Consider the following 13162-nt stretch of genomic DNA (forward strand, 5'->3'; position numbering starts at 1 on the left):
CCCACCCGGGCCCGCGCGTCGGCCGGGAACGCGTACCCGGGACGCAGCGTCAACCCCAGCCGGCGCAACGGGATCAGCAGCGACAGCGACAGCACCACCACGCCGAGGGTGGTGCCGCCCGACAGGATCAGCTCCGCACCGCGGCCCGCCTGCGCCACGCTCGCCCCCGTGCCCGCGACGGCGGCGAACGCGACGTACGCCACGATCACCGTGACGCTGGACAGCAGCGGCGCGATCACCGGCCAGGCGAACCGGCGGTGCGCCTGGAGCACCCCGGCGAGCACGATGCCGATGCCGTACAGCGGCAGCTGCGGCGCGAAGACCCGCAGCATCCGGGCGCCCGCCGCCAACTCCTCCGGCGACCGGCCCTCGCCGATCAGGGAGACCACCGGGCCGGCGCCCACGGCCAGCAGCACCGCCAGCGGCACGAGCAGGGTCACCGTCCAGGTGAGCAGCGCACCCGTGGTCGCCGTCACCGCCCGCCGGTCACCGGCCGCGACCGGCCCGGCGAGCAGCGGTACGACCAGGCTGGCCAGCGCCCCACCAGCGACGATCTCGAAGATGATGTTGGGCAGCGTGTTCGCGATGACGTACATCGCGCCCAGGTCGCTGCCCTGCACCACCCAGGTGAACACGGCGGTACGTCCGAACCCGGCCAGCCGGCTGACCACGGTGAGTACGGCGATGAGCGCGGCCGCTCCGGCCACCCGGCCGGCGCCGGCGAGGGGTGCCGGTCTGGTCACGTCAGTCGGCGCGACGGCCCAGCGCGTCGAGTTCACGCAGGCCCGGGGTACGCGCGATGACCTGCGTGAAGCTCACCTTCTCGCTGGCCGCGGTCAGTCCGGCGAGCACCGCGAGCAGCCCGGCCCGGCCGAGCGGGCCGCTGCGGGCGGCCAGCGCCACGCCGAGCACGGCGCCCAGGGCGTTCGCGCCGCTGTCGCCGAGCATCACGTCCTCGTCGAGGTCGGCGGGGAGCAGCCCGGCGGCCGCACCGACCGCGCCGGCGGCCATCCCACCCTGCGGGCCGGCGGCCAGCGGCACACCGAGCAGCAGACCCGACTTCAGCGCCCGCCCGGGACGCAGGTCGAGCAGGTTGAGCAGGTTGGCCGTGCCGGCCACCACACCCGCGCCGAGCAGCACGTCGACGCCCCGGCCCAGCGCGCCCTGCCGCCGTCGGCGGCGGTGCCCGGCCACCCGCGGGTCGGCGGCGAGCAGCGTCGCGGCCCCCAGGCCGGCCGCACCCACCCCGACGATCTTCACCAGGCCGGCGGTGACCCGGCCCTGCCGCAACGCGGCCAGGTGCCCGGCGAAGCCCTTGGCGGCCTTCTGCTCCGGGCGGGCGCCGACCACGTCGTCGTAGAGCCCGACCGCGCCGGCACCGAGTCCGGCCACCAGTGCCGCCGCCCCGGCCGGCACGCTCGCCGCGCCGCAGGCCGCAGCGCCGGCCGCGCCGGCCGCCAGCGCCGGGCCGGCGGCCAGGGTGACTGTGCGGCCCCGGAAGTTCGTCCGTTCCAGCCCCGGCCCGGCCGGGGAGGTACGGACCTCACGCAGCGCGTACCGGGCGGCAGCCGCCCCGATGCCTGCCACCAGCAGTCGACCGAGCACGCTCACGCCACCGCCCCGCTCCGCGTGTCGGAGGCGCGAGGCGCCACGCTGCTGTGCCTGATGGCTCGCTCACTCCGCTCGCTCACGCCACCGCCCCGCTCCGCGTGTCGGCGGCGCGAGGCGCCACGCTGCTGTGCCTGATGGTCAGCTCGCTCACGCTGTTCCCTCCCGCCCGCCGGCGGCCATCGTCAGATTCGGACACCAGGGTGCACGTCGGCTCACTGGGGCAGTCTAGGCAGCAACGAGGCGGCGTTGTCGCCCACGCCGTACTGCCCGGCCTTGCGCTCGGCGAGCTGCTGCACCAGCGCCAGCGTGGTGACCAGCTGGCCCTGCACCGTGTTGGCGTTGTCGATGGTCGAGATGGTCTGCGCGAGCACGGCGTCGCCGCGGACGAAGGCCACCAGGTTGCCACCGGCGGAGCCGTTGCCGGCGATCACGATCCCGCCGGTCCGGTCGAACTGCTCGGCGATCTTGACCACCGACTCGTCCTTCTTCGCGGAGTCCTTGTCCACGTACGGCTGCCCGCTGACCACCACCACCGCCTCCGCCGGGGCGGTGACCCGCTCGGCGGTGGTCAGATAGTTCGCGTTGCTGTACGCGGCCAGCACCGCCCGCCGGTCGGCCTCGGTGACCGGCTCCGCGCCGGCGGGCCGGTCCAGCAGCACGGTGGCCAGCAGGGCGCTGGAGGTTTCCACGCCGTGGCCGTTGCCGGGCAGGCCGGCGGTCGGGGCGCCGGTCGGCCGGGCCGCGGTGACGGCCAGCTCCAGCAGGTTGTTGTTGTTCTCCGGGTTGATGAACTTGTCCTGCAGGTCGATCCGCCCGGTGAGGTCGGCGCCCGCCAGCTGGAGCATCTTGAGCACACCCTCGGCGTGGTCACGACCGGTCGGCGTGGTCAGCACCAGCACCCGCTTGCCGGCCAGCTTGCCCGGCAGCGTGATCTGCGCCATCTCGGCCGCGAAGGTCTCCTCCAGTTCCAGCTCCCGCTGCATGCTCTGCATCTGCTGGCGCATCTGCTGGTTGTCCTTGCGCAACGAGTTGACGGTCTCCTTGAGCGAATCCGCGACCGGACCGTTGAGGGCGGCTGTGCCGACAACCAGGCCGATCGCCAGCGCCAGGAAAACCGCGGTCAGGGACACCACGTGGTACCGGAAGTTGATCACGCTTGCAGCCTCTTGATCGATCGGGAGCTAGAAGAGCTGGCCGAGCTGGAACACAAAATTGTCCCACCACTCGGAGACCACACCCAGGTATGCCTTCCCCACGGTGGAGACGGCCACCGCCGAGGCCATGGCCGCGACCGCCGAGAGCACCAGCAACAACAGGGAGGAACCCGAGATGCCCTGCCGGTAGAGCCGGCTGACGCCCTTGGCGTCGACCAGCTTGCCGCCGACCTTGAGCCGGGTGAGGAACGTCGACGCCATGCCACCGCGCCCCTTGTCGAGGAACTCGACGAGGGTGGCGTGGGTGCCCACGGCGACGATCAGCGAGGCGCCCTTCTCGTCCGCCAGCAGCATCGCGAGATCCTCGCTGGTCGCGGCGGCGGGGAAGGTCACCGCCGACACCCCCAGGCCGTTGACCCGGGGCAGCCCGGGGGCCCGCCCGTCGGGGTACGCGTGCACGATCACCTCGGCGCCGCAGCGCAGCACGTCGTCGGTGACCGAGTCCATGTCGCCGATGATCATGTCCGGGGTGTAGCCCGCCTCGACCAGAGCGTCCGCGCCCCCGTCGACGCCGATCAGCACCGGCTTGAACTCCCGGATGTACGGGCGCAGCACGTCCAGGTCGGCCTTGTAGTCGTAGCCCCGCACCACGATCAGGCAGTGCCGGCCCTGGATCGTGGTGCCGATCTCCGGCACGCCCACACCGTCGAGCAGCAGGTCGCGTTCCTGCCTGAGGTAGTCCATGGTGTTGGCGGCGAACGCCTCCAACTGCACCGACAGGCCCTCCCGGGCGTCGGTCATCGCCTTGGAGACGCTCTCCGCGTCCTGCAGGCTGCCGTGCGCCACCGGGTCGTCCCCCAGGTACACGGTGTTGCCCTCGATCCGCACCGTGTCGCCCTCGCGGATCCGCTCGAAGATGCCCTCGCCGAGGTCGTCCAGCAGCGGGATGCCCGCCGTGATCAGCACCTCCGGCCCGAGGTTCGGATAGCGGCCGGACACCGACGGCTTGGCGTTGAGCACCGCGCCGACACCGACCGCGACCAGCGAGTCGGCGGCGACCCGGTCCAGGTCGACGTGGTCGATCACCGCGATGTCGCCGGGGCGGAGCCGGCCGACCAGGCGTTTCGTACGACGATCAAGGCGTGCGGTGCCGAGGATTCGTCCCGGTTCCGCGTTCCGGGTCCGGCGCAACGTGGGTAGACGCATCGTGACCATCCTGGCATGTGAGGCAGGCGAATCTGTCGCGACATGCCTGAGCAGGGCCGCCTACCCAGGGAAGCACATGACGGCGAAGGCTGGTGTGCCTCCGCTCACAATCGCGGCCTCACGGCCGCCGCTCCCTGGCCGCCACGACCAGCAACTCCTCCGCGTGTGCGATACCCAGATCGGAATCCGGCAAACCTGCCAGCATCCGGGCGAGCTCACGAGCCCGCTCGGTGTCCTCCACCACCCGCACCCCGCTGGTGGTCACCGCGCCGCCGGTGTCCTTGGCCACCACCAGGTGCCGGTCGGCGAAGGCCGCCACCTGGGGCAGGTGCGTCACCACCAGCACCTGGTGGCTGCGGGCCAGCCGGGCCAGCCGCCGGCCGATCTCCACCGCCGCCTGGCCGCCGACCCCCGCGTCGACCTCGTCGAAGACCAGGGTGGGCGGCCCGCCGGAACCGGCGAAGACCACCTCGATGGCGAGCATCACCCGGGACAACTCGCCCCCCGAGGCACCCCGCTGCAACGGCAACGACGGCGCCCCCGGGTGCGCCAGCAGCCGCAACTCGACCTCGTCGCCACCATCCGGACCGACACCGACCTCCACCCCGTTGACCGGCAAGGTGGGCTCGGCCCGCCCGGCCGGACGGGGCAGCACCGCCACCTCGACCCGCGCGTGCGGCATGGCCAGCCCGGCCAGCTCGACGGTGACCTGCTCGGCGAAACGCACCGCCGCCTCCTGCCGGGACGCCGACAACCGGCCGGCCACCTCGGCCACCTCGCCGGCCAGCCGGGACGCCTCCCGGTCCAGCTCGTCGAGCAGCTCGTCGGAGGTGTCCAGGTCGGCCAGCCGGGTCCGGGCCCGATCCGCCCAGGCGATCACACCGTCGACGTCGTCGGCGTACTTACGGGTCAACGCGCGCAGCGCGGCCCGCCGCTCGTAGAGGACCTGCAGGCGGGCCGGGTCGGCGTCCAGCCCGGCCAGGTACGTCGACAGCTCCACCGAGACGTCGGCGACCAGGGTGGCCGCCTCCTCCAGCCGGGCCGCCAGCTCACCGAGGGCCGGATCCGTGCCGGTCTGCGCCTCCAGCGTCCGCCGGGCGGTGCCCAGCAACGTCGACGCGTCCGGTGTGTCGTCGGTGGCCTCCAACCCGCCGGCCACGCACTGGTGGGCCAACTGCGCCGCGGTACGCAGACCCTCCGCGTGCTCCAGCCGCTGCGCCTCCGCCTTGAGTTCGTCGTCCTCACCCGGCTGCGGATCGACCCGGGTGATCTCGTCGAGGCCCAACCGCAGCAGATCCGCCTCCTGGTGCCGCTCCCGCGCGTTGCGCCGCCGGTCCGCCAGGTCGTCGACCAGCCGCCGCCACTGCGTGTACGCCTCCCGCGTCGCGTCGAGCAGCTTCTCGTGCTCCGGGCCGGCGAACCGGTCCAACGCGGCCCGCTGCTCGGCCGGGCGCAGCAGGCGCAGCTGGTCGGACTGACCGTGCACGGCCACCACCTGCTCGCCCACCTCGCCGAGCATCGACACCGGCATGCTTCGCCCGCCCAGATGGGCCCGGGAGCGACCCTCCACGGTGACCGTACGGCTCAGCAGCACCGAGCCGTCCTCATCGGGCTCGCCGCCGGCGTCGGTGATCCGGGCGTGCACCGCCTCGGCCACCCGACCGTCGAGCCGCAGCCGACCCTCGACGACGGCCCGGCCGGGCTCGGCGCGAACCCGCCCGGCGTCGGCCCGGCCACCGAAGAGCAGGCCGAGACCGGTCACCACCATCGTCTTGCCGGCACCGGTCTCGCCGGTGATGACGTTCATGCCGCCAGTCAGCGGCAGCGTCGTGTCAACGATGACGCCCAGTCCGGTGATGCGCAGCTCCTCCAGCACAGCAACCGACAGTAGACGCGTGCCCCGACACTTGACCAGCCGGCACGGCGCCCGCCGTCCAGCCGATGCCGACACCGGGCACCGTCGAGCGACCACACCGAACCGGGCCCGACCAGCGACATCCCAGGCCGGGCCGGCAGCCACACCGGGACGCCCCGACGGATCCGATCGGTCCGCGGGCCCACCCGGATCCGCTCAGCGGCGGTTGCCCCGCCAGCCGTGCACCGGCAGGTCGAACTTGGCCACCAACCGGTCGGTGAACGACCGGTCCCGCAACCGCACGATCCGCACCGGCAGCGCACCCCGCCGCACGGTCACCCGAGCCCCCGGAGGCAGGTCGTACACCCGCCGCCCGTCGCAGCAGAGCACCGCGAGGGTAGTGAACGGGTCCACGGTGATCGAGAACGTGGAGGTGGGCGCGGTCACCAGCGGCCGGCTGAACAACGCGTGCGCGCTGATCGGCACCAGCAGCAACGCCTCCACCTCGGGCCAGACCACCGGTCCCCCGCCCGAGAACGCGTACGCCGTGGAGCCGGTCGGGGTGGCGCAGACCACCCCGTCGCAGCCGTAGCGGGACAGCGGACGCCCGTCGACATCGACGAGCAGCTCCAGCATCTGGGCCCGCTCACCCTTCTCCACACTGATCTCGTTGAGCGCCCACGACTCGATCGTCGGCCCGCCGTCGAACTCCGCGGTCACATCGATGGTGAGCCGCTCGTCGACGTTGTAGTTGCGGCTCACCACGTCGCGCACCGCGAGGTCGAGATCACCGATCTCCGCCTCGGCGAGGAAGCCCACCTTGCCGAGGTTGATGCCGAGCAGCGGCACCTTCGCCGGCCGGGCCAGCTCGGCGGCGCGCAGGAACGTGCCGTCCCCGCCGAGCGCGAAGACGATTTCGGCGCCTTCGGCCGCTTCCAGGCCGGTCACCGGCACCACGCCCGGCAGGTCGAGGTCCTCGGCCTCCTCCGCCACCACCCGCACCTCGAAACCGGCGGCGATGAGGTCCGCGGCGACCGTACGCGCGTGCTCGGTGCTGCGCCGACGCCCGGTGTGGGTCACCAGCAGGGCGGTGCGGGTCACCTGGCTACCTCCTCCGTCGCCTCGTCCGGCGCGTCGCCGAACGCCGCCAGACCCTGCGGCCCAGCCGCCACCACGGCCCGCACCCGTTCCGGGTCGGCCGGCGGCGCATCCCGGCGTAACCATACGAAGAACTCGACGTTGCCGCTCGGCCCGGGCAGCGGACTCGCGGCCAGATCCACCAGCCCCAGCCGCAGCGTCGCGGCGGCCGCCGCGACATCGAGCACCGCCTCGGCCCGCAACGCCGGATCGCGCACCACCCCACCCGCGCCGACCCGCTCCCGGCCCACCTCGAACTGCGGCTTCACCATGAGCGCGAGGTCGCCGTCGGCCCGGGTGCAGGCGGCCAGAGCCGGCAGCACCAGCCGCAGCGAGATGAACGACAGATCGGCGACGGTCAGGTCGACCGGACCACCGACCGCCTCGGGGGTCAGCGTCCGGACGTTGGTGCGCTCGAAGACCCGCACCCGGGCGTCGTTGCGCAGCGACCAGGCGAGCTGGCCGTAGCCGACGTCGACGGCGACCACCTCGGCCGCGCCTGCGCGCAGCAGCACATCGGTGAAGCCGCCGGTGGACGCGCCGGCATCGAGACAGCGCCGGCCGGCCACGGCCAGCCCGCCGGCGGCGAACGCGGCGAGCGCCCCGGCCAGCTTGTGCCCGCCTCGGGAGACGTACTCCGCGGTGGGGTCGTCGCCGGTGACCAGGAGCGGATCGGCGGGGTCGACCATCGCCGCGGCCTTGCGGGCCGGCACCCCCCGTAGTTGAACCCGACCGGCCTCCACCAGTTCGACCGCCTGCTCGCGGGAGCGGGCCAGGCCACGGCGGACGAGTTCGGCGTCCAACCGGTTACGACGTGCCATGGGTGGACGGCCTCCTCAGGCCTGGTCGATGGTGGCGAGCGTTTCCCGCAACGTCTGGTACGCGGCCTCGTACTGCGCGATCTGGTCGGCGGGAGCCAGGGTCGCGGCGTTGGCCATCGCCTGCACCGCGGCGTCCACCGCCGGGTGACCGGCGTCGTCGGCCTCGTCGCCGGACCATCGACGCGGCGGCGGCCCCGGTCGGGGGCCCGGCGGCGGCCCGGGCCGCAGCGGCGCGCTCACGCGGCTCCGTCCGGTCTCGGCCGGCGCGCCGGCGCGGCCTTCGCCGGTGCCACCGCATCGCCATCGGTACGGGCCACCGTGCCCGGCGCCTTCTTGGCTACCGCCTTCGTGGCCACGGCCTTCTTCGCCACGGCCTTCTTCGCCACGGCCTTCTTCGCCACGGCCTTCTTGGCTACCGCCTTCTTCGCCACGGCTTTCTTGGCTACCGCCTTCGTGGCCACCGCCTCGGTCGGGGGCGGCGGCGTCGCGGCCGCAGCCCCGCCGGCGGCCTGCACCTCGCCGGTTGGGGCGGTGGCCCCGCCGGCGACGCCGGCAGCCGCACGAAGCTGGCGCTCCAACTCGCGTACCCGGCGGTCCAGTTCAACTACCTCGTCGGCAGTGGCCAGCCCCACCGCGCCGAGTGCGCGCTCGACCTCGAACCGCACCAGCTTGGTCAGCGCCTCCCGGTTGGCCGCCCCGGTCGAGCGCAGCTCGTCGGCGAGCATCTGAAGCTGGGCGGCGGTCGCGCCGGTCGAGCCCATCGCCCGACGTACCGCGTCCTGCGCCTTCTTCCGGGGCGCCTCCGTCAGGCCCATGGCCAGTTCGAGATAGGCGCGCCACGCGTCCTGCATGCCTGAGTCCTTTCACCCGGCGGGTCTGCAGGTGTCACGCTACCGGGCCGCCAGGACCACCCCGTGCGGTACCGTGCCCGGGAGACGACGTGGTGTGGGGCGAGGAGACGATGTTGGCCACCGTGGACGAGTGTCGGCAGGCGTTGCAGGATCTGGCCGCCCGGCTCGCACGCAACGCGGAGACCGTCCGCGAGCATGTCGACCTGGACCGCACCCTGGCCTGCCGGGTCACCGACCTGGAGACCGCCTTCCACGGCCGGCTCACCGACGGCCGGCTGATCGATCTGGCCGACGGCGACGACCCGAAGGCGAAGATCGCCATGACCACCACCAGCGACGACCTGATCGCCCTGGTCCGCGGGGAACTCGACGTCACCCGCGCGGTGGCCAACCGCCGAGTGTCGATCAAGGCGAACCCGTTCGACCTGATGAAGCTCCGCAAGCTGCTCTGAGCACGCCAGACCGGTCAGCCCGCCAGACCCGGTCAGGTTGCCGGGCCGGCGTTCAGGACGCCAGACCGAGAGACTCCAGCGCCTTCGCCGCCTCCGGCGACGCCGATCGGGGCCGGCCGCCCAGGCCGCGCCACCACGCCACCGCGCAGAGCGCCGCGAGCGCGTCCAGCGGGCGTCCGGACCCGGACAACTCCCAACCGTCCGCCCCGGCCACCATGTGCCAGCCGCCGTTGTCCGCCCCGGCTGCCGGCACCCGCACCACCTCGGCCGGGTCGAAGAGCCCGGTCAGGTTCCAGGAGACGTACGTCGGTCGCTGCTGCGACGGGGCGGCGAGCAGCTCGGGGACGTCGCTGACGCCGGTGAGCACCAGCAGACTGTCCAGGCCGGCGCGGTTGGCGCCCTCGATGTCGGTGTCCAACCGGTCGCCCACGACCAGCGTCCGACCCTCGCCGGCCCGCCGGGCGGCGGTGGCGAACAGCTCCGGCGCGGGCTTGCCCACGACCTCGTCCGGATCCCGGCCCAGCGCGGTCGCCAGCGCGGCGACCAGCGCACCGTTGCCCGGCAGCGGCCCACGCCCGCTGGGCAACGTCCGGTCGGTGTTGGTGGCGACCCAGGTCGCCCCGCCGCGTACGGCCACTGCGGCCTCGGCCAGGTCGGCCCAGCCCACCTGCGGGCCGTAGCCCTGGATCACCGCGGCAGGCGACTCGTCGGCGCTGGACACCGGGGTCAGGCCCGCCGCGCGGATCTCGGACCGCAGTGCCTCGGCACCCACCACCAGCACCGGCGCGCCGGCGGGCAGCCGCTCGCCCAACAGCTGGGCGGCGGCGGCCGCGGCGGTCAGTACCTCGTCCGGCCGTGCCTGCACACCCATCCCGGTGAGCAGGTCGGCGACGTCGCCGGCCCGGCGCGAGGCGTTGTTCGTCGCGTACGCCACGGCCCGGCCCTCGCCGTGCAGCCGGGCGACCGCCTCGACCGCGCCGGGAATCGGCCGGTCGATCAGGTAGATCACCCCGTCCAGGTCGAAGACGACCAGGGCGTAACCGTCGACCAGCCGATTCCCGGTATCGGTCATCGCGGCTGTGCCTGCGACTCCTGAGGGCGCTCGCCCTCACTGCGGTCCCCACCGTCGGTCGGCGCGACCTCCGGCTCCGCCTCGAGCTCCACAGCCGGGCCACCGGCCGGGCCGTCCTCGACCGAGTCCGCTCCGGTCCGCTCGCCCTCAGCGACGTCGTCCTCGGCGAGGTCGTCCTCGGCGAGGTCGTCCTCGGCGAGGTCGTCCTCGGCGAGGTCGTCCTCGGTGAGGTCGTCCTCGCCCAGGTTGTCCTCCGGGAGATCGTCCTCGGCGAGATCGTCCTCGCCCAGGTCGTCCTCAGCCGAGTCGTCCTCGCCCAGGTCGTCCTCAGCCAGGTCGTCCTCTTCGGTGCGGTCGTCGATCGCTGCCCCGGACGCGTCAGCGTCCGGTCGCGCCGGCAGGGCGCCCGGAGCATCAGGATCGGCGGCCAGTTCCTCGGCCACCTCGTCCTCGTCGTCGCCCTCGATGACCACGCCATCGAGTTCGAGCAGCCGCTCCGCCGCGTCGGTCTCCGAGTCGGTGTCGACCTCCGCCGCACGGGAGAACCACTCCCGGGCCTCCGCACGCCGTCCGACCGCCAGCAGCGCATCGGCGAACGCGTACCGCAGCCGGGCCGTCCACGGCTCGGCCGTCTCGGTGGTCAGCTCGCGCACCTGGAGCATGGCCACGGCGGCATCCCGCTGGCCGAGGTCGCCCCGCGCGCCGGCCGCCACGATCAGCAGTTCGATCGCGACAGCCGGATCCAGCTTCTCCTGCTCCGCGCCGCGGAACAGGTCGATCGCCCGCTCGGGTCGGCCCAGCGCCCGCTCGCAGTCCGCGATGACCGCAAGGTGGCTCTGCAGGCCGGTCATCCGGTGGTACGTCCGCAGCTCGGCGATCGCCGTCTGCCACTCGCCGTTGTGGTACGCGGCCAGGCCGACCGCTTCCCGAACCGCCGCGATCCGCGAGGCGAGCCGACGTGCGGCCAGTGCGTGGGCGAGCGCTTCGGCCGGGTCCTCGTCGATCAGCTGGCCGGTCGCCACGAGGTGCCGAGCCACGGTCTCCGCGACCGGCTTCGCCAGGGACAGCAGTTCGGCGCGGACATCCTTGTCCAGGTCGGTCGCGACGATCTCGTCGGGCAGCACCGGAGTCGACGTACCCCCGCCCTCGCCCTGCTCCGGGCCGTCCCGCCGCTCCCGGTCGTCCCGGAAACCACGCTCGCGGCGCTCGCCGCCCCGCTCCTCGGCCCCCCGGCGGAAGCCGCCCTCGCGGCGGTCACCGGAACCGAAGCCGCCCTCGCCGCGCGGGGAACGGTCCCGATCCCGGAAGCCACCCTCACGGCGCTCACCGCCGCGGAAACCGCCCTCACGACGCTCGCCGCCGCGGGACCCGCCGTCACGGCTGTCGCCGCCCCGGAAGCCGCCCTCACGACGGTCGCCGCCGCGGAAGCCGCCGTCACGGCTCTCGCCGCCGCGGAAACCGCCCTCACGACGGTCGCCGCCGCGGGATCCGCCGTCACGGCTCTCGCCGCCGCGGAAACCGCCCTCACGACGCTCGCCACCACGGAATCCGCCGTCACGGCTGTCGCCGCTGCGGAAACCGCCCTCACGACGGTCGCCGCCGCGGAAACCGCCTTCGCGGCGCTCGCGGAAGCCGCCGTCACGGCTGTCGCCGCCGCGGAAGCCGCCCTCACGACGCTCACCGTCGCGGCGCTCGGGCCGGTACCCGCCCTCACGACGCTCGCCACCACGGAAGCCGCCTTCGCGGCGGTCGCCGCCGAAGCCGCCCTCACCGCGCCGGAAGCCTCCACTCTCGCGGGGCCCACTGTCGCGCCGGTCGGCGCGGTACCCGCCGTCGCGGCGCTCACCGTCGCGGCGGAAGCCGCCTTCCCGGCGCTCGCCGGAGTCGGAGCCACCCGCACGCGGGGCACGGTCCCGGTCGCCGAAGCTGCCCTGGCGGCGCTCCCCGTCGCGGAAACCGCCCTCGCGACGCGCGAAACCGCCCTCACCGCGTTGGCCCTGGCGGTCGCCGTCGTAGCGCCCCTGGCCGCCGCGAGAGCCGTCCCGCTCGTCGGAGCTTCGGCGGAAGCCGCCGTCCCGACGCTCGCCACGGAACCCGCCCTCGGAACGGTCACCGCCGTCACGGCGCTCCCCACGGAAACCACCGTCGCGACGGTCACCGTCACGGGAGCTGCTGTCGCGCCGGTCGCCTCGGAACCCACCCTCGCGGCGCTCACCGTCGCGGCGGTCGTTGCCGCGGAAACCGCCGTCACGGCGCTCTCCGTCGCGGAAACCGCCCTCGCGGCGCTCACCGCGGAAGCCACTCGCACCGCGCTCACCGTCACGGAAGCCACCGGTACGCCGGTCGCCGTCACGGAAGCCGCCGGTACGCCGGTCGCCGTCGCGGAAGTTGCTCGGACGCTCGCCGCTGTCGCGGCTGTCCCGACGGAAGCCGCCCTGCCGGTCGTCGCCGTCGCGGCGCTCGCCACGGAAGCCACCCGTGCCACGGTCACCGTCGCGGGAACCCTCGCGGCCGGCGCCGAAGTCACGGTCGCGGCGCTCGCCACGGAAACCACCACCGGCACCGCGGTCGCCGCCGCGGAAGCCGCCCTCACGGCGGTCGCCGTCCCGGCGGAAGCCACCGGACCGGGAACGGTCGGCGCTGTCGCCGCGTCCGCCGTCGCGGGAGCCACGCTCCCGCCCGCGGTCGTCGCCGTCCGACGGGCGGTCGTCACGACGGGATCCGCCGTCACGGTCGCCGGGCCGACCCTCGTAGCCCCGGGGACGGTCTCCGCCCTGAGGTCCTGAACTCACAGGTACATCCTTCCTGAGTACGCCGTTTTACGGCGCAACGCAGTCGAGGGCCAGCCCATTCCGGGCGGCCCTCGACTGTAACGTGTGTCCGGCGGTGTCCTACTCTCCCACACCCTCCCGGGTGCAGTACCATCGGCGCTGGAGGGCTTAGCTTCCGGGTTCGGAATGTGACCGGGCGTTTCCCCTCCGCCATGACCGCCGTAACCTTATC

General features: G+C 74.0%; 13 protein-coding genes and 1 rRNA gene. 2 read left to right on the forward strand and 12 right to left on the reverse strand.

The genetic code is table 11. The annotated features are described in order from the left end of the window. The 9 genes from C1I95_RS25580 to C1I95_RS25620 all read right to left on the reverse strand — a co-directional run. Positions 1–743, reverse strand: a 743-nt coding sequence (locus C1I95_RS25580; protein ID WP_267900716.1) for a lipid II flippase MurJ, incomplete at its 3' end; no start/stop codon positions are given. 1 nt (position 744) lies between these two features. After that, positions 745–1611 (reverse strand): hypothetical protein, encoded by an 867-nt coding sequence (locus C1I95_RS25585; protein ID WP_111217438.1) that lies wholly within the window; start codon positions 1609–1611, stop codon positions 745–747. Positions 1612–1823: 212 nt separating this feature from the next. Continuing rightward, positions 1824–2765: a copper transporter gene (locus tag C1I95_RS25590; protein WP_111217440.1), complete on the reverse strand. Its 942-nt coding sequence runs from the start codon at positions 2763–2765 to the stop codon at positions 1824–1826. Positions 2766–2792: 27 nt separating this feature from the next. Continuing rightward, entirely contained in the window at positions 2793–3971 is a 1179-nt protein-coding gene (steA, locus tag C1I95_RS25595) for a putative cytokinetic ring protein SteA (RefSeq protein WP_111217454.1), read from the reverse strand. Between the two features lie 118 nt (positions 3972–4089). Beyond that, positions 4090–5847, reverse strand: coding sequence for a DNA repair protein RecN (gene recN, locus C1I95_RS25600; protein ID WP_111217442.1), 1758 nt, complete (start codon positions 5845–5847; stop codon positions 4090–4092). Positions 5848–6042: 195 nt separating this feature from the next. Then, on the reverse strand, positions 6043–6927 hold the full coding sequence (locus C1I95_RS25605; RefSeq protein ID WP_111217444.1) for an NAD kinase: 885 nt from the start codon (positions 6925–6927) through the stop codon (positions 6043–6045). Further along, entirely contained in the window at positions 6924–7784 is an 861-nt protein-coding gene (locus C1I95_RS25610; protein WP_111217446.1) for a TlyA family RNA methyltransferase, read from the reverse strand. Before C1I95_RS25610 ends, C1I95_RS25605 begins: the two co-directional genes overlap by 4 nt. Before the next feature lie 15 nt (positions 7785–7799). Then, the gene (locus C1I95_RS25615) at positions 7800–8024 is read right to left on the reverse strand and encodes a hypothetical protein (RefSeq protein ID WP_111217448.1); all 225 of its coding nucleotides are present in this window, start codon (positions 8022–8024) and stop codon (positions 7800–7802) included. Beyond that, positions 8021–8635, reverse strand: coding sequence for a phasin family protein (locus tag C1I95_RS25620; protein ID WP_111217450.1), 615 nt, complete (start codon positions 8633–8635; stop codon positions 8021–8023). The genes C1I95_RS25615 and C1I95_RS25620 overlap by 4 nt, the downstream gene beginning before the upstream one ends. 113 nt (positions 8636–8748) lie before the next feature. Here C1I95_RS25620 and C1I95_RS25625 point away from each other — a divergent pair, with 113 nt between their 5' ends. After that, positions 8749–9087 (forward strand): SCP2 sterol-binding domain-containing protein, encoded by a 339-nt coding sequence (locus C1I95_RS25625; protein ID WP_111217456.1) that lies wholly within the window; start codon positions 8749–8751, stop codon positions 9085–9087. 52 nt (positions 9088–9139) lie between these two features. Here the strand turns inward: C1I95_RS25625 and C1I95_RS25630 are convergent, their stop codons facing one another. Both C1I95_RS25630 and C1I95_RS25635 read right to left on the reverse strand, forming a co-directional pair. Further along, positions 9140–10159: an HAD-IIA family hydrolase gene (locus C1I95_RS25630; RefSeq protein ID WP_111217452.1), complete on the reverse strand. Its 1020-nt coding sequence runs from the start codon at positions 10157–10159 to the stop codon at positions 9140–9142. Continuing rightward, positions 10156–11196, reverse strand: coding sequence for a midas domain-containing protein (locus tag C1I95_RS25635; RefSeq protein WP_233513881.1), 1041 nt, complete (start codon positions 11194–11196; stop codon positions 10156–10158). Before C1I95_RS25635 ends, C1I95_RS25630 begins: the two co-directional genes overlap by 4 nt. Between C1I95_RS25635 and C1I95_RS36940 the strand changes: the two genes are divergently transcribed. Further along, complete coding sequence (locus C1I95_RS36940; protein WP_267900715.1) at positions 11131–12945, forward strand: hypothetical protein; 1815 nt, start codon at positions 11131–11133, stop codon at positions 12943–12945. The two genes, C1I95_RS25635 and C1I95_RS36940, sit on opposite strands and share 66 nt — an antisense overlap. A gap of 92 nt (positions 12946–13037) precedes the next feature. On the opposite strand, the gene rrf is transcribed toward C1I95_RS36940, so the two are convergent. After that, positions 13038–13154, reverse strand: a 5S ribosomal RNA gene (gene rrf / locus C1I95_RS25640). Positions 13155–13162: the final 8 nt, after the last annotated feature.

Source organism: Micromonospora craterilacus (assembly GCF_003236315.1).
Classification (GTDB): domain Bacteria; phylum Actinomycetota; class Actinomycetes; order Mycobacteriales; family Micromonosporaceae; genus Micromonospora; species Micromonospora craterilacus.